The sequence below is a fragment of the Bacillus sp. KICET-1 genome, assembly GCF_027721405.1.
GTDB classification, from domain to species: domain Bacteria; phylum Bacillota; class Bacilli; order Bacillales; family Bacillaceae; genus Bacillus; species Bacillus velezensis.
On sequence record NZ_CP113515.1, the window covers coordinates 2,514,432 to 2,530,881 of the forward strand.

16 protein-coding genes are annotated in these 16,450 nt (G+C 45.6%); 8 read left to right on the forward strand and 8 right to left on the reverse strand.

Annotated features, from left to right (window positions below):
* Positions 1-11: 11 nt before the first annotated feature.
* A complete protein-coding gene (locus OVA33_RS13070) occupies positions 12-1,127 on the forward strand; it encodes a tripeptidase T (protein ID WP_003153237.1) in 1,116 nt (371 codons plus the stop codon).
* Between the two features lie 92 nt (positions 1,128-1,219).
* Here OVA33_RS13070 and OVA33_RS13075 read toward each other — a convergent pair whose 3' ends face one another.
* Together OVA33_RS13075 and OVA33_RS13080 are read right to left on the reverse strand one after the other, a co-directional pair.
* The gene (locus OVA33_RS13075; RefSeq protein WP_128974105.1) at positions 1,220-2,056 is read right to left on the reverse strand and encodes a membrane protein insertase YidC; all 837 of its coding nucleotides are present in this window, start codon (positions 2,054-2,056) and stop codon (positions 1,220-1,222) included.
* Positions 2,057-2,088: 32 nt separating this feature from the next.
* Positions 2,089-2,370 (reverse strand): hypothetical protein, encoded by a 282-nt coding sequence (locus tag OVA33_RS13080; RefSeq protein ID WP_003153239.1) that lies wholly within the window; start codon positions 2,368-2,370, stop codon positions 2,089-2,091.
* Positions 2,371-2,445: 75 nt separating this feature from the next.
* On the opposite strand from OVA33_RS13080, the gene OVA33_RS13085 reads away from it, so the two are divergent.
* Both OVA33_RS13085 and gndA read left to right on the forward strand, forming a co-directional pair.
* Complete coding sequence (locus tag OVA33_RS13085; RefSeq protein WP_063636700.1) at positions 2,446-3,690, forward strand: DNA polymerase IV; 1,245 nt, start codon at positions 2,446-2,448, stop codon at positions 3,688-3,690.
* A gap of 108 nt (positions 3,691-3,798) precedes the next feature.
* A complete protein-coding gene (gene gndA / locus OVA33_RS13090; RefSeq protein ID WP_013352786.1) occupies positions 3,799-5,208 on the forward strand; it encodes an NADP-dependent phosphogluconate dehydrogenase in 1,410 nt (469 codons plus the stop codon).
* An 87-nt stretch (positions 5,209-5,295) separates the two neighbouring features.
* Here the strand turns inward: gndA and zwf are convergent, their stop codons facing one another.
* Positions 5,296-6,765, reverse strand: coding sequence for a glucose-6-phosphate dehydrogenase (zwf, locus tag OVA33_RS13095; protein ID WP_013352785.1), 1,470 nt, complete (start codon positions 6,763-6,765; stop codon positions 5,296-5,298).
* Between the two features lie 208 nt (positions 6,766-6,973).
* Here zwf and rnz point away from each other — a divergent pair, with 208 nt between their 5' ends.
* Positions 6,974-7,900 carry a ribonuclease Z gene (gene rnz / locus OVA33_RS13100; protein WP_017418101.1) on the forward strand — a complete coding sequence of 309 codons (927 nt, stop codon included), beginning with the start codon at positions 6,974-6,976 and terminating at the stop codon, positions 7,898-7,900.
* 78 nt (positions 7,901-7,978) lie between these two features.
* Positions 7,979-8,128, forward strand: coding sequence for a 50S ribosomal protein L33 (gene rpmG / locus OVA33_RS13105; protein ID WP_025649869.1), 150 nt, complete (start codon positions 7,979-7,981; stop codon positions 8,126-8,128).
* A 49-nt stretch (positions 8,129-8,177) separates the two neighbouring features.
* On the opposite strand, the gene OVA33_RS13110 is transcribed toward rpmG, so the two are convergent.
* The 3 genes from OVA33_RS13110 to OVA33_RS13120 all read right to left on the reverse strand — a co-directional run bounded on the left by OVA33_RS13110 (position 8,178) and on the right by OVA33_RS13120 (position 10,543).
* The gene (locus tag OVA33_RS13110; protein WP_014418323.1) at positions 8,178-8,951 is read right to left on the reverse strand and encodes an alpha/beta fold hydrolase; all 774 of its coding nucleotides are present in this window, start codon (positions 8,949-8,951) and stop codon (positions 8,178-8,180) included.
* A 113-nt stretch (positions 8,952-9,064) separates the two neighbouring features.
* The gene (namA, locus tag OVA33_RS13115; protein WP_003153250.1) at positions 9,065-10,081 is read right to left on the reverse strand and encodes an NADPH dehydrogenase NamA; all 1,017 of its coding nucleotides are present in this window, start codon (positions 10,079-10,081) and stop codon (positions 9,065-9,067) included.
* A 138-nt stretch (positions 10,082-10,219) separates the two neighbouring features.
* Entirely contained in the window at positions 10,220-10,543 is a 324-nt protein-coding gene (locus OVA33_RS13120; RefSeq protein WP_021494284.1) for a GlpM family protein, read from the reverse strand.
* 138 nt (positions 10,544-10,681) lie between these two features.
* Between OVA33_RS13120 and OVA33_RS13125 the strand changes: the two genes are divergently transcribed.
* Positions 10,682-11,560, forward strand: a complete 879-nt coding sequence (locus OVA33_RS13125; protein WP_022552993.1) for a LysR family transcriptional regulator — start codon at positions 10,682-10,684, stop codon at positions 11,558-11,560.
* Between the two features lie 75 nt (positions 11,561-11,635).
* Here the strand turns inward: OVA33_RS13125 and OVA33_RS13130 are convergent, their stop codons facing one another.
* The gene (locus tag OVA33_RS13130) at positions 11,636-11,869 is read right to left on the reverse strand and encodes a cupin domain-containing protein (RefSeq protein WP_025649871.1); all 234 of its coding nucleotides are present in this window, start codon (positions 11,867-11,869) and stop codon (positions 11,636-11,638) included.
* A gap of 35 nt (positions 11,870-11,904) precedes the next feature.
* Complete coding sequence (loaP, locus tag OVA33_RS13135; protein ID WP_025649872.1) at positions 11,905-12,435, reverse strand: antiterminator LoaP; 531 nt, start codon at positions 12,433-12,435, stop codon at positions 11,905-11,907.
* A 734-nt stretch (positions 12,436-13,169) separates the two neighbouring features.
* Here loaP and fabD point away from each other — a divergent pair.
* Both fabD and OVA33_RS13145 read left to right on the forward strand, forming a co-directional pair.
* Positions 13,170-15,428, forward strand: a complete 2,259-nt coding sequence (gene fabD, locus OVA33_RS13140; protein WP_128974104.1) for an ACP S-malonyltransferase — start codon at positions 13,170-13,172, stop codon at positions 15,426-15,428.
* A gap of 40 nt (positions 15,429-15,468) precedes the next feature.
* Positions 15,469-16,449, forward strand: coding sequence for an LnmK family bifunctional acyltransferase/decarboxylase (locus OVA33_RS13145; RefSeq protein WP_014418317.1), 981 nt, complete (start codon positions 15,469-15,471; stop codon positions 16,447-16,449).
* The last annotated feature ends 1 nt before the right edge of the window (position 16,450 follow it).

Genomic DNA, 16,450 nt, shown 5'->3' on the forward strand with positions numbered 1-16,450 from the left:
GGGAACTGAAAATGGTAAACGAAAAACGTCTGCTTGAAGAATTTCTTGAACTCGTTCAAATTGATTCAGAGACAAAACATGAAGCGGAAATCAGCAAGGTGCTCAAACAAAAATTCACTGATTTAGGATTGAGCGTAAAAGAAGATGATACAAAAGAAGTGACGGGGCATGGAGCCGGCAACTTAATCTGTACGTTAAAGGGCACAAAAGATGCGGATACGATTTATTTCACTTCGCACATGGACACGGTTGTTCCGGGCAAAGGCGTTAAGCCGATTGTGGAAGACGGCTATGTAAAATCCGACGGCACGACGATTCTCGGCGCTGATGATAAGACGGGTCTTGCCGCAATGTTTGAAGCCATTAAAGTGCTGAAAGAACAAAACATCGAGCACGGCACCATTGAATTCATTATCACGGCCGGAGAAGAATCGGGATTAGTCGGGGCAAAAGCAATGGATCGTTCAGACATTACCGCGAAATACGGTTTTGCGCTTGATTCAGACGGAAAAGTCGGCAACATTATTGTAGCCGCGCCGACACAAGCGAAAGTGAGAGCAACCATTTTCGGGAAAACGGCTCATGCGGGAGTGGAACCGGAAAAAGGCATCTCCGCGATTACCATCGCATCAAAAGCAATCTCTAAAATGCCGCTCGGCCGTATTGATAAAGAAACAACGGCTAATATCGGACGTTTCGAAGGCGGCACGCAAACCAATATCGTCTGCGACCAGGTTGATATTCTGGCTGAAGCGCGTTCATTAGTGCCTGAAAAAATGGAAGCGCAAGTGCAAAAAATGAAAGAAGCTTTCGAATCTGCTGCAGCTGAGATGGGAGGCCGCGCGGAAGTGGACATCGCTGTCATGTATCCGGGTTTCAAATATCAGGACGGCGATCAGGTTGTGGAAGTCGCGAAAAAAGCGGCGGCAAAAATCGGCCGTCCGAGCGAACTTCAGACAAGCGGCGGCGGAAGTGACGCAAACGTCATTGCCGGCCACGGCATTCCGACAGTCAACCTGTCAGTAGGCTATGAACAAATCCACACGAAAAATGAAAAAATGCCGATTGAAGAGCTCGTGAAAACGGCGGAAATGGTCGTTGCCATTATCGAAACAGCGGCAAACTGAAAACGAAGCACCCAATGAATTGGGTGCTTTTTTTTTTCGCGTCTGCAAACGCATGAAAAAAACCTGCCGGAACTTATCCGGCAGGTTCAGTATTATGACTTTACGGGCTCCGCTTGAGCCGCAGCTTGTTTCTTTTTATGATGCGTCTGCTGTAAAAGTACGTTTTGCACTGTCAAAAACAGTCCGCTTGTAAACCAGTAAAGCGGAAGCGCAGCCGGAACGTTAAGTGAAAAAACAGTCATCATGACAGGGAAAATAAAGACCATGATTTTTGCTGACTGCATCGCGGCCGGGTTTTGAGCGGCCGGTGAATATTTCTCGTTTAGTTTTTGGGAAACATAAGCCTGTAAGAAATACATGGCCCCCGCGCACAGGGATACAAGCATATCAGAGTGCCCTAGGCTGAACCACAGAAATGAGTGTGAAGCGATTTCCGGCGTTGAGCGGATGGCGTAATAAAAACCGATCAAAATCGGGAATTGCACCAGCATCGGAAGACATCCCATTGCCATCGGATTCAGATTGTGCTCACGGTAAAGCTTCATCATTTCCATTTGCAGTTCTTTTTGTTTTTCCGCATCTTTCGTTTGTTTTATTTTATCCTGGATGCTGTCGACCTGCGGTTTGATCACAGCCATTTTTTCCTGGAACATCCGCTGTTTCTTAAATTGGTTCACAAACAAAGGCAATACAACGATCCGGACGATAATCGTCACCAGAATAATCGACAGTCCGTACTCACCGTGGAACAGGCCCGCCACCCCTTTTAAAAGTGCCGAAAACGGCTCGATCAGGTAATCGTGGAAAAAACCGATATTCCCGAGGCCTCCCGTCTGAGTCTGAGATGTCGCGGCAAAAGCCGAGCGGCCTGTGCACAGTACGATAAAAAACAATCCGAATGCAATCCATTTTTGATATGTTTTAGACAATTATGTCTCCTCCTTTTTATCTTCACTTGCCGTTATAAAAGGAGGAAGCTGACATCTTCATCATCATTCGCCGGTGAATTCATGCGGATGACTTTACGTATCCAAGTTGTAATGCGATGATATATAATAATAAGAAAGTCTGTTCGGTTCAGCTGAACGACTGCTTGATGTTCATCTATTCGTTTCGTTCTCCAATGCTCGCCTGCGCGGCGCTCACGCAAAAGAAAAGCGATGCCGATCGCGGTCAGAGCGGGAAGAATAATTGTGAAAAAATCGACTAAAAATAAAAAGTCATTCATTGACTCAAGAATCATTTTATCACATCCATTCAGCTCTTATTTTACTACATATATATAAGGTTGTCTATGAAAGGAAAGGAGGCGCCGGGAGTGGCCGGAAAAGGGAGAATTATATTTCATATCGATATGAACAGTTTTTATGCCTCCGTAGAAATGGCGTATGATCCGTCTTTAAGAGGAAAACCTATCGCCGTTGCCGGAAACGTGAAGGAACGGAAAGGAATCATCGTCACCTGCAGCTACGAAGCGAGAGCGCGGGGCGTAAAGACCACCATGCCGGTGTGGCGGGCAAAACGCCTCTGTCCGGAACTCATCGTCGTGCCTCCGAATTTTGACCGCTATCGGAGTTCGTCAAAAGAAATGTTCAGCATTCTGAGGGAGTATACGGATTTAGTCGAGCCTGTTTCTATTGATGAAGGATACATGGATATTACGGACACACCGCACCGACACAGGGCGTATGAGACAGCCGAAGACATTCAGGCGAGACTGCAAAAAGAGCTTTTGCTTCCGTCAAGCATCGGCATCGCCCCGAATAAATTTCTCGCTAAAATGGCGTCTGACATGAAAAAACCGCTCGGCATCACCATTTTAAGAAAAAGAGAGCTGCCGGACGTCTTATGGCCTCTTCCGATAGAAGAGATGCACGGTATAGGAACGAAAACTGCGGAAAAAATAAAAACGCTCGGCATCAAAACGATCGGTGATCTGGCAAAAGGAGATGAGCATGCGCTGAAGACGCTGCTCGGTATAAACGGCCCGAGACTGAAGGATAAAGCGAACGGCATCCACCATGCAGAAGTCGATCCCGAGCGGATTTATGAATTTAAAAGCGTCGGCAACTCATCCACCCTGTCGCATGATTCGGCTGACTGGGACGAATTAACCGGCGTGTTTGACCGTCTCGCGCTTTCTGTAAGCGAACGGCTCCAGCGTAAGGAGGTCATGGCCTGCCGGCTGTTCATCATGATCCGTTATGCGGATTGGAAAACGGTCACAAGAAGCATGACCCTCAGCAATCCGGTTGATCAGAAAAAAGACATCATGGAAGCGGCAATGGAGCTGTTTGACAAACATTGGAACCAAAATCCAGTAAGGCTTCTCGGCATCACCGGAACGGAACTGGTTGAAAAACAGCAGGCGTATAAACAGCTTGATCTGTTTTCGTTCAAGGAGGATGCAAAGGACGAGCCGATTTTTCAGATGATGAATCAGCTGAATGAAAAGTACGGCCGAAACCTGATCAGAAAAGGCGCCGTTATGAAAAAAGAAGAAAGCAAAACAAAGGGAACGAGCTTTAACAGAGACTTTTTTCAGGATGAAAAGAAAAGCTGAATAACTTGAAAAAAGGGGTTATCTATGATAATTTCTTTAGTATAAATATCATTTTATTTTAATTTAAATTTTAAAATGGTTAAACGTTTGAAGAAGGGACGTTAGAATATGTCAAAACAACAAATCGGAGTTATCGGTCTTGCGGTAATGGGTAAAAATCTGGCTCTTAACATCGAAAGCCGGGGATTTTCTGTGTCTGTGTACAACAGATCAAGCAGCAAAACGGAAGAGTTTTTAGAAGAGGCAAAAGGCAAAAATGTTGTCGGTACATACAGCATTGAGGAGTTTGTCCAGTCTCTTGAAACGCCCCGCAAAATTCTATTAATGGTTAAAGCGGGAACTGCAACGGATGCGACGATTCAATCTCTTCTTCCTCATCTGGAAAAAGACGATATTTTGATTGACGGCGGAAATACATACTATAAAGATACACAGCGCCGGAACAAAGAGCTTGCCGAAAGCGGCATTCACTTTATCGGAACGGGTGTATCAGGCGGTGAAGAGGGAGCGCTGAAAGGGCCTTCTATTATGCCGGGCGGCCAAAAGGAAGCGCACGAACTTGTGAAACCGATTTTAGAAGCCATTTCTGCTAAAGTGGACGGAGAAGCTTGTACGACATACATCGGCCCGGACGGAGCGGGACACTATGTGAAAATGGTGCACAACGGTATCGAATACGGTGACATGCAGCTGATCTCTGAGTCTTACTTCATTCTGAAACAGGTGCTCGGACTGTCTGCCGAAGAGCTTCACGAAGTATTCGCTGAGTGGAACAAAGGGGAACTTGACAGCTATCTGATCGAAATCACGGCTGACATTTTCACCAAAAAAGATGAAGAAACAGGCAAACCGCTTGTTGATGTCATCCTTGATAAAGCAGGCCAAAAAGGAACGGGTAAATGGACAAGCCAAAGCGCTCTTGACCTAGGCGTACCGCTTCCGATTATCACTGAATCTGTGTTTGCGCGTTTCATTTCCGCAATGAAAGATGAGCGTGTGAAAGCGAGCGGCCTTCTGTCAGGACCTGACGTTAAGCCGGTTACTGAAAATAAAGAAGAGCTGATTGAAGCGGTCAGAAAAGCGCTCTTCATGAGTAAAATCTGTTCTTACGCACAAGGCTTCGCCCAAATGAAAGCCGCGTCAGAAGAATATAACTGGGATCTGAAATACGGTGAGATCGCTATGATCTTCCGCGGCGGCTGTATCATCCGCGCGGCGTTCCTGCAAAAGATCAAAGATGCGTATGACCGTGAGCCGGAGCTTGACAACTTGCTTCTTGACAGCTATTTCAAAAATATCGCAGAAAGCTACCAAGGCGCTCTTCGCCAAGTCATTTCACTTGCGGTAGCCCAAGGCGTGCCGGTACCTTCGTTCTCAAGCGCACTTGCGTATTACGACAGCTACCGTACGGCAGTGCTTCCTGCAAACTTAATTCAAGCGCAGCGTGACTACTTCGGCGCGCATACGTATGAACGCACGGATAAAGAAGGCATTTTCCATACTGAATGGATGAAGTAATGAAAAAGCCCCCGCAATTATTGCGGGGGCTTTTCTGATATGTAAAAACCGCGGGCCGTAATGAACGGCGCCGCGGTTTTTTGATTATTATATATTCCACCAGTGAAGGCCGTCTTTTTCCAAGAGGTCATCCGAAGCCTTCGGTCCCATTGATCCGGCTTCATAATTCGGAGAAAGGGTTTTGTCGGCAGCCCATGTTTCGGAAATCGCATCGACGAAATTCCAGGAAAGCGCTACTTCATCCCAATGGGCGAAGTTCGTCGCATCGCCGAGCAGACAGTCGTGAATTAATTTTTCATAGGCTTCCGGTGTGTTCATTTCATCACTGCAGTTGCTGCAGTAATCCAGCTTAATCGGCTGAGCGTGTGCGGCTCCGCCTAATTTTTTAGCGTTCAGATATAAAGTGATGCCTTCATCCGGCTGAATGTGGATGACAAGCAGGTTCGGATTTACATTCGTTTCATTGCCGTAATAAAGGTTCATCGGAATGTCTTTAAATTGAACGACAATTTTCGTTGATTTTTCTTTCATCCGTTTTCCTGTGCGGATATAAAACGGAACGCCGGCCCAGCGGAAGTTATCGATTAACAGCTTACCGGACACGAATGTTTCCGTATTGGAATCCGGCGCTACGTTATGCTCATCCGTATAACTCGCTACAGGGGTGCCGTCGATCGTTCCGGCTTGGTATTGTCCGCGGACGAAGTAATCATTCACTTCGTTTTGAGCGACAGGGCGTAGCGCTCTCAGCACCTTCACTTTTTCGCTGCGGATTTCTTCCGTGTTCAGTTTAATCGGCGGTTCCATCGCCAAAAGAGCGACCATTTGTAAAATATGATTCTGAACCATATCGCGGAGTGCGCCTGATTTCTCATAATATCTCGCACGGTCCTCAACGCCGAGATCTTCACTTGACGTAATCTGGATGTTTGAGATGTAGCGGTTATTCCACAGCGGCTCAAACAGTGCATTCGCAAACCGGATGACTTCGATGTTTTGAACCATTTGCTTGCCTAAGTAATGGTCGATCCGATAAATTTGATCTTCTGTGAACGCTTCGCGTATTTCTTTGTTAAGCTCTTTCGCACTCGGCAGGTCGTGGCCGAACGGTTTTTCAATTACGAGACGGGACCAGCCTTTTGTCGCCGTGACACCTTCGTTTTTAAGCGATTTTGCGATAGTGCCGAAAAATTCAGGGGCCATCGCCAAGTAAAACATTCTGTTGTTCGGGATTTCATATGTATGCTCAAGCCGGTCAAGCAGGACATTCAGCTCCTGATAGGAACCCGGATTCGTTACATCAAACGGATGGTAATAAAAATGAGACGTGAAATCGTCTGTGTCTTTTTGCCCAGCCGAAGAAACAGACGTTTTAACGGTTTCCCGGAGGTCCTCGTTTGACCAAGGTCTTCTTCCAACACCTACAACTGCAAACTCTTCACCAATTTGACCATTTTTATATAAACGATGAATGGATGGGTAAAGTTTTCGTTTTGCCAAATCCCCTGTGGCACCAAATATTACAATTACTGCTTTTGGTTTGTCGTTTGTTTTCACTTAGAGTACCTCACTTTATCTGAAGCATGGTTTAAAACCCCGCATATTTCCTTCATTTTAAATCTAAAATTCATTGAAAGCAAACATTTCAGCCTGTTTTTTGCGGTTTGCGGAAAAAAATTAATCATGCCGGGGGCGCCCCTGGCGAATTCACATTTTCAGCTTGATCCTGTATCCTTAGTAGTACAAAGATCTAGGAGGAAGCATTGTGGAATTATTATTTTTAGGGACGGGGGCCGGCATGCCGGCAAAGACGAGAAACGTAACGTCCGTCGCGCTGAAGCTTCTTGAAGAAAGGCGTTCCGTATGGCTGTTTGATTGCGGAGAAGCCACTCAGCATCAGATATTACATACAACAATCAAACCGAGGAAAATTGAGAAGATTTTCATCACCCACCTTCACGGCGACCATGTTTACGGTCTTCCGGGTCTGTTGGGGAGCCGTTCATTTCAGGGCGGTGAAGAAGAGCTGACGATTTACGGGCCAAAAGGCATTAAAGCCTTTATCGAAACAAGCCTGCACGTGACGGCGACTCATCTGACGTATCCTCTTACCGTACATGAAATCGAAGAGGGGACGGTTTTTGAAGATGAGCAATTCATTGTTACCGCAGCATCCGTCATTCACGGCGTGGAAGCGTTCGGCTACCGGGTTCAGGAAAAGGATATTCCCGGCGCGTTGCAGGCCGGCAGATTGAAAGAAATGAATATCCCGCCCGGACCCGTCTATCAGAAAATCAAAAAAGGCGAAACGGTCACACTTGACGATGGCAGAATCATTAACGGGCGGGATTTTTTGGAACCGCCGAAAAAAGGGAGAATCGTCGCTTTTTCCGGGGATACGAGGGCATCAGAGCGGGTAACGGAGCTGGCGCGCAATGCGGATGTGCTTGTTCATGAAGCGACGTTTGCCAAGGAAGATGCAAAGCTCGCACATAATTATTATCACGCAACGACAGAACAGGCTGCGCAAACGGCAAAAAAAGCAGGCGCCAAACAGCTGATTTTAACTCATATCAGCGCAAGGTATCAGGGTGAATCGCCGATAGAGCGTCTCGAACATGAGGCGAAAGCGGTATTTGAAAACAGTAAGATCGCATTTGACTTCATGGAGGTCACTGTGGAGCGGTCTTAAAAAATGGACGCTTGACATTTTTTTCTGATGAGATATAATAAAACGAAATAATTACGATTTGTATAAGGGGTGAAAATGATGCGTGTGAATGTTACATTGGCCTGTGCAGAGACAGGGGACAGAAATTATATTACGACGAAGAACAAACGGACGAATCCGGACCGGTTAGAAATGAAAAAGTATTCACCCCGGTTGAAAAAGTATACGTTGCATCGTGAGACAAAATAGATCACGATAACAAAAGCCATTGTGCCGTTGCACAATGGCTTTTGTTTTATCAGTTTACCGCCTGATAGGCAGGAGCATTCATTTGCTGGCGCACCGCGCACCAAACATCATAAATGGCAAGGTGGACGATGTGCGGTTCATCGTGGTGAATGGCATGAGAACTGTTTTTGGCCTGAATCCATCCGCTTTGATAAGAGACATCAAGCATGCTTCTGTGCAGTTTCACCCATTGTTCATGAGCGTGCTTTAAGTGCTCATCCCGCTCTCCCGATGATAAAATCAACAGCGGCATATCGCCGAAATGAATCTGCTGATGCTTGATCTGACGAAGGCTCGTCAAAAATTCCGCGTGTGATCCTTCCAATATGAACTGTTTCAAATAGGCGGCTTTCATTTCTTCGGGAAGAAGCGGAAGCACTTTCGTCTCCTGATCCTCAGAAACCGGATCAAGCATCACCATCCCGAGAATATCCCGGCGGTTCCGGCTCGCCCAAAGTCTGCTGATAATCGCGCCGTATGAATGCGAGACGACAAGATAAGGAGGCTTGACGCCGGCCTTCAGAAGAAGAGCGTTTAATTCCTGTACCATGTGGTCCGCCGTTCTCTTGTTTCGGCTTTGTCCGCTTTTGCCGATTCCGGCTCTGTCATATGTGAAAACCCCAAATTCTTCATCTATGTCAGCGAGTAATGATGTCCATGTTTCAGAAGAAGTGCCGTAGCCGGCTTCAAAGACGATCGTCACTTCGCCGGCGCCTTTACGGTGTTTCGTATAAAACGGACACCCGTCAATCAGATATGTCCTTTCCATCCATGCTGCTTTCATTGGAGTCATCCCCTCTAATTGGTTCTATAGGGAAGACGGAGAAGCTTCGGCAATCGTTTCTCAAAAAATAAAAAAAGAGACAGCCGGATCGAAAAACTCCGGCTGTCACTTCATCACCATGCTCTGTCGTATTGAACCGGTGACGGTATTTCAGTATTCAGCTGCTTCGCTGCACTCCTTGCAAAATGCGGATCGCGCAGAAGTTCTCTCGCGACAAAAATAAGGTCAGCGCGGTTGTTTTGCAGAATTTCTTCCGCCATTGTTCCCGTCGTTATCAAACCGACGGCGCCTGTTGCGATTTCGGCCTGTTCACGGATTTTCTCCGCAAAGCTCACTTGGTAGCCTGGGAAGACGTTAATATCAGCTTGAACGAGTGCGCCTGAGCTGCAATCAATGAGGTCGACTCCCTGTTCTTTCATCCACTTCGCAAAACCGATATGATCCGCAATGTCCAGCCCTTTGTCTGTATAATCCGATGCAGAAATACGGACAAATAACGGGCCGTCCCAGACTTCCTTGACGGCTTCAATGGTCTCGCCTAAGAAGCGGTAGCGATTTTCATGTGAGCCTCCGTATTCGTCTGTACGGTGATTGGACAGAGGGGACAAAAATTCGTGCATTAAGTAGCCGTGTGCCGCATGAAGTTCAATAATGTCAAAGCCCGCTTCTTTCGCGCGCGCCGCTGCCTGTTTGAATTCCTGAATGGTTTCTTTAATTTGTTCTGTCGTCATTTCAGCCGGTGTTTTGGACTGCTCATCGAACGGAATGGCTGACGGAGCGTAAATGTCTCCCTCAAGCTCAGCTTTACGTCCGGCGTGTGCAAGCTGAATGCCGATTTTAGATCCTTGCGCTTTCACTTGTTCCGTCAGTTTGGCAAAACCTTCGATATGATCATCGCTCCAAATGCCCAAATCCTGATCGGAAATGCGCCCCTGCGGATTAACGGCTGTCGCTTCCACGATAATCAGGCCGACCTGTCCGATTGCACGCGATATGTAGTGCGCCATATGAAAAGGCTGCAGTTTTCCGTCCTTCTCATGTGAGGAATACATGCACATCGGTGCCATAACAATACGGTTTTTGATCGTTACATCTTTAACGGTCCATGGTGTGAATAATTTTCTGGCCATTTATTTCGCCTCCCGGAATGTTTTAGACATTGATTATAACAATTCATGATCATTCAGTCATATAAACTGCTCACGACTGAGTGCATTGTTATTATTGTTCTGGAAGTGCATTTTTTTATACACATCGGTGCCGTATCTTCATAACAGGCATTTACAGCCGATCATATAGCAAATATAGATGAGAAACGCACCGATGACTGCGTGGCCTCCTTTGAACCAGTTTGTCAGAATGAAAATACTGCTGATGAAGATCACCGCGCCGAAGGCACCGAATATTCCGTTTTTTTGAGCGGCTCTGAAATCGTCGGGGCTCATATTTTTCAGCTGCAAGTGAATATTCAGTAACGTCATGATCGGAAGCAATGTAATAACGCCTGATAAAAATAAGTATTTCGATTTGCTTAAATACGCGGCGGCCGCCATAACAGTGCCGCCGATAAAAAATTGAATGAGAAAACTCATGCTGAAACGCTCACCTTCTGTTTGTTATCAAGTATAATGATGGAGACATTGCCATTTTATTTTTGAGTGATGTATAAGTAAACTAAATATAACTAATGCATTGGATAATAAAGAATGATATCCGGGAGATGAAGCCGGTTGGATTTAAAGAAGCATTTAGCCTTTATTAAAACGGTTGAAAGCGGCAGCCTGACCCAAGCCGCTGCCATATTGAATTACACACAGCCGAACATCAGCCAAATGATCAGTAAATTAGAGGAAGAGTACGGTTTTCCGCTTTTGATCAGACAGCGGCATGGAGTGAGGCCGACCGCAAATGGCTTGAAAGTGTTACATATTATGAAGGAAATTCAAAAAAACTATGAAAAACTGTCTGAAACCGTTGATAATATTAATGGGTTAGAAAGAGGGGAAGTCCGGCTCGGCACTGTTACGAGCGTGGCTGTAAAATGGCTGCCGAAAATTTTGAGGGAATTTAATGAGCTGTATCCTTCCATTAAGGTGCATTTGTTTGAAGGAAATTCTACTGAACTGGAAGAATGGCTGAAAGATGACCGGATTGATGCGGCGATCGGGACATCCCACAGCGAGAAGTGGTATTTTTACCCGTTGGCAGAGGACCCGATTGTAGCGGTGATGAGCCCGCAGCATGAGTTGGCGCAATGTGAAACGGTTCCGTTACATGTCATGGAGTCCGTCAAATGTATCGTGCCTTATCCGGAGACACATTTTGATGTGCTGAAAGTGCTGAAGGAAGAAAAGATCACGCCGCGGGTCGCTTATCAAATCAGAGGGGATGAAGCGATTATTGCAATGGTGCGGAACAATCTGGGGATCAGCATCTTGCCGCAGCTTTTGGTGAATGATTGTGATGTGCTCATCAAACGGTTCGACCGGTATGTCTCCAGGCAGCTCGGCATTTTGACAGCTCATGCAAAGGAGACGCAGACACCTTCTGTCCAGAAACTGATTCAATGCATACAAGAATGGGTTGCGGTCCATCAGGCTTCTGTCTGAAGAAGCCTGATATGCGTTTAAGCCGGTTCATCATAATAGACCAGCATAAAATATGTCACCGGTTCATCCGAGGAATTAAAATAACTGTGCGGCGTCGCCCGAAGTCAGCACATGCTTTTCGTCATAAAGCTCAACCGTCAATTCACCGCTTTTGATTAAAATGTATTCTTCCCCTAAATGTGATGTTGCCTCATGGGCGCAGCCCGGCTTCAGGTCAACTATGCCTTGAAAACAAAAAGTCTGACCGTGACGGTGGTGAGCGGGATTATTTTGATGGCGGGCTTTCGTTTGTTTATATAAAAAGGGCATCAACGGCACATGCTGTTGATGCTTTTTTTGACATGCTAGGGTTTGGAGAGCACTTCAATTCCGACGTTGACCATTTTGTCCAGTCCCATAAAAGACAGGCAGATTTTGGCGCGTCTTTTCCTTTTATCGATCTTTTTAATAATGCCTTCCATTCCTTTAAGAGGCCCTGAGGCAACGGTTACTTTTGAATTTTCAATATAGACTTTTGAATAATCTACAGTGTCTCCTTCTCCGATCAGCCTGATAATAGGGAGGATTTCTTCATCCTTAATTGTCGTGAAATAGGTTTTACGCTCTTTGGAATAATATGCGCCGTTATTCACGATTCTGCATGAAATGGGGAGTTCTTTGATTTTATGAAATGTCCGCTCTGTCATCTTCGTTTTAAACAGCACATATCCCGGAAACATCTTTTTGAGTGCCTCGTATTTGATTCCGGCTTTTCGTTCTGTGACTTTTTTCTTGGGTATGATTGAGTAGAGAGCCTGCTCATCAAACTGCAGACCCAGAAATTTTTGAACTGCTTCTTCTTTTCCGGACTCTACAAAAAGTGCGTACCATTTCATGACTGGATCCTCCTTAGAATAATAAGAAATTATTATACAAAGAAAGTATTTAATGGATAGTATTTAAAGTGATTAAAAATTTTTCTAATTCGTCTTTTTTTTACATAATATATGAAAATGAAAAATAAGTATAGACCCAATTGACAGAGAAGCGATGAATTTTCTTTGACATGAAAAGGGTTCAGGGAATTATCTGACATTTATCCCGAAACAATTATGCTGACTGTCCACCGAACATAAAACTGTGGAATAAATGTCAGAAAATAACGAAATAAAGCCTTGACATTATTATCTATAAATTGATATTATTCTCTTTAAATAGCAACTATTTGTTAAATTTATTAAATTGATGTAAAGCACCTATTAAATTTCAATCGCTGTTTCGGCACGTTGAAGAGGAAATAGGGATTATAAAAATGATTGTAGTGTATATATCTACATATACATGATAAGGGAGAAGTGTGCCGTCATCGCTGTTTTCGGGCATATTGGCACTGCAGCTTGTCATGAGAAACATTCAGTAAACAAGCAATATGTTTTAATATAAATTATGTTAGAAAAGGAAAACACAATGCGTTTGCGATTTTTAAACCTGTGCTGAATCGCAAACGCGTTTGTGTTTTTATTTTTATGCCGGTGTTTACACCAGTCAATATATGAAAATAAGAGACGTTTTTGTATGGAGAACCACATGTGATGTGCAAAATTGGCGATGCGGAAAGGATGAGGATAAGATGCTTACGTTTGTGTTCCCGGGGCAGGGTTCTCAATTTAAAGGAATGGGAGCCGGACTGTTTGATGAATTTCAAGATCTGACACGTCAGGCTGATGACATATTAGGCTACTCTATAGAAGAATTGTGTCTGGAGGATCCGAATCACCAGCTGGGGAAAACGCAATTTACCCAGCCGGCGTTATATACGGTGAGTGCACTCAGTTATTTAAAGAAAATGAAAGAGTCCGGCAGAGAGCCTGATTACGCCGCAGGGCACAGTTTAGGAGAATATAATGCGTTATTTGCGGCCGGCTGCTTTGATTTTGAGACCGGTTTGCAGCTTGTTAAAAAAAGAGGGGAGCTCATGAGCAAGGCAGCTCCCGGAGGCATGGCGGCGGTTTTGGGGTTTACGGCTGAACAAGTAAAAGAGGTTCTATCCGATTATCATCTGACCGGCATTGATATCGCTAACCACAATTCACCTTCGCAAATTGTGATCGCCGGAACGAAACAAGACATTGAAAAAGCGGGCCCCGTCTTTGAAAAAGCCGGCGTGAGAATGTACCTTCCTTTAAATGTGAGCGGCGCCTTCCATTCCCGCTATATGAAAGATGCTGAAAAAGAGTTTGCAGATTATTTAGAAGAAACGGCGTTTTTGCCTCTTCGTTTTCCGGTGATCTCAAATCTTCATGCCGCACCTTATAAGAATGATGAAATCAAAACAAATCTGACTCTGCAAATGACCAATCAGGTAAAGTGGACGGACACGATACGCCGTCTGATGGGACTTGAAAATAATGAAATTGCAGAAGTCGGGCCCGGGGAAGTGCTGACAAAACTGACGCGTCAGATTAAAAAAGATGCCGTCCCATTACCTATGCCGAAAGAAGAGTCTGATACTGCTGATGTTAAAGCATCGGCAGCTGATTCGCAAAAAACGGCGGGAATGAGATTAGGGAACGAAGATTTTAAAAAAGAGTATAACATCCAATATGCTTACATGACGGGCTCCATGTACAGGGGAATTGCTTCGGAACAGATGGTCATTAAAGCGGCAAAAGCGGGAATGCTGGGCTTTTTCGGAACGGGCGGATTGAGTATCGAACGGATCGGACAGGCCATCGGAACCATCCGGTCTGCACTGCGGCAAGGGGAAACATTCGGAATGAATCTTCTTCATCATATGATGTCATCTGACAAGGAAGTCAGAATGATAGATTTATATTTGAAAAACGGCATTCATCTTATTGAAGCATCGGCATTTATGGGCATAACCCCCGCTCTCGTGATATACAGGGCAAAGGGATTAAGCAGGAATCATGACGGGTCGGTGTCAGTTCAAAACAGAATCATCGCGAAAGTATCCCGGCCTGAAGTCGCTGAGGCCTTTCTAAGTCCGGCTCCGGCTCATGTGCTGGAAAGACTTGTGTCTGATAATCGGCTGACAGCCGGGGAAGCGGCGCTTGCCAAAGAAATTCCGATGGCTGATGACATTTGCGTTGAAGCGGATTCAGGAGGGCATACCGACCAAGGGATTCCGTATACATTAATGCCTGCCATGATCAGACTCAGAGACCGCATGATGGAGAAGCACGGTTATGCGAAAAAAGTAAGAATCGGCGCAGCCGGGGGCATCGGCACTCCGGAAGCGGCTGCTGCGGCGTTTCTGCTCGGCGCCGAATTTATCGGAACCGGTTCTATTAATCAATGCACGGTCGAAGCCGGGACAAGTGATTCAGTGAAAGATCTGCTTCAGGAAGCGAACGTGCAGGATACGTCATACGCTCCCGCGGGAGATATGTTTGAAGCGGGAGCAAGGGTGCAGGTGCTGAAAAAAGGCCTGTTTTTCCCGGCAAGAGCCAATAAACTCTTTGACTTGTACAGACAATACAATTCTTTAGATGAAATAGATGAAAAAACGAAAACATTAATTGAAGAAAAGTATTTCCAGCGCAGTTTTGAAGAGGTGTATGAGCAGTTGAAACGTGATAAATCTCCTGAGCAGATCGCCAAAGCCGAACAGAATCCGAAACACAAAATGGCGATGGTATTTAAATGGTATTTTTCTCATACGACAAGGCTCGCTCTGGAAGGAAAAAGCGAAAGTAAAATAGATTACCAAATTCATTGCGGCCCTGCGCTCGGCGCGTTTAATCAATGGGTGAAAGGAACCCCGCTTGAAAATTGGAGAAACAGGCATGTCGATCTGATCGGCAAACAGCTCATGGAAGAAACAGCCGGCCTTCTTGCGCAAAGGCTGGTATCGATTACAGGCTGAGTATGACCAGCCATTACATTTTTTCTGCGGAGGACAGACCATGCTGATTGAAAATCATGAATTAACGATGAGCCATGTCGGGTTAGGGAATTTGAATGAGTACGCGCTGCTGCTGTTATTCGGCAACGCACACAGTCACCATTTAACGGACGGAACGGGATTCCGGCCTGATCAGATGGCCGATCACCAAGGGCTGATTTTGTATCCGGCTTATTTTATGACACATCTCAAAGTTCCTTCAGATAAGCCTCTTGATCAGTACCGATTATGGGACGAGGTTTCCGTCGGAGTCGATATCTCCCGGTTTGGAGAAACCATATTAGAATCTGATTATTTGTTCGGGCCGAAAGGAGCGGTCAGCTCTGATAAAAGCGAGTGGGACCGGGGACGGTTTCCTTCTATGAAAGCCAATAGTTTAATTGTCGTCGACGTCACACAAACAGAAGGTTCGACCCGAAAAGTCTCAGCGCCTAAGGCTGAATGCATTGCGGAACTTTCTAAGCTAGCCAAGCCGCCTTACGCGCTGATGCGGTCAAAGAAAATCAGAACGGACGCCTTCGGTATGAAGCCGGGCAATCTCAAAACAGCAGACCCCGTTTCATATCGGGTTCCTGTTGATCAGGATGCTGCGCCGGGGCATGCCATGGTGTTTGCGAAATTCAGCAAGATAATGGATGCGGCGGAATTTGAATGGATGACGCGCCGGTCGAAGCCGGGTTTTCCGGTTTCAATCGCGCGGCATTTATTTTTGCTTGAAAGAGAGACGTATTATTACGGAAATTGTTTTGCAGATGAAGAGCTTGATATTTATATGACGGGACACATTGAAGAATGCGATCCCGACTTTCACGGTGAGTCCCTCGGTATGATCTCGGTGGCGAAAATCAGCTATCAGATTGAAGTCTATATGAAAAGAAATCATACATTGCTGGCCATTTCCAAGGTGGATAAGCTGCTGGCGGTGCCGACCTCTTCACAAGATCATATTCCGGATTATAAACGGGTCATCAGAAGTTTATAAA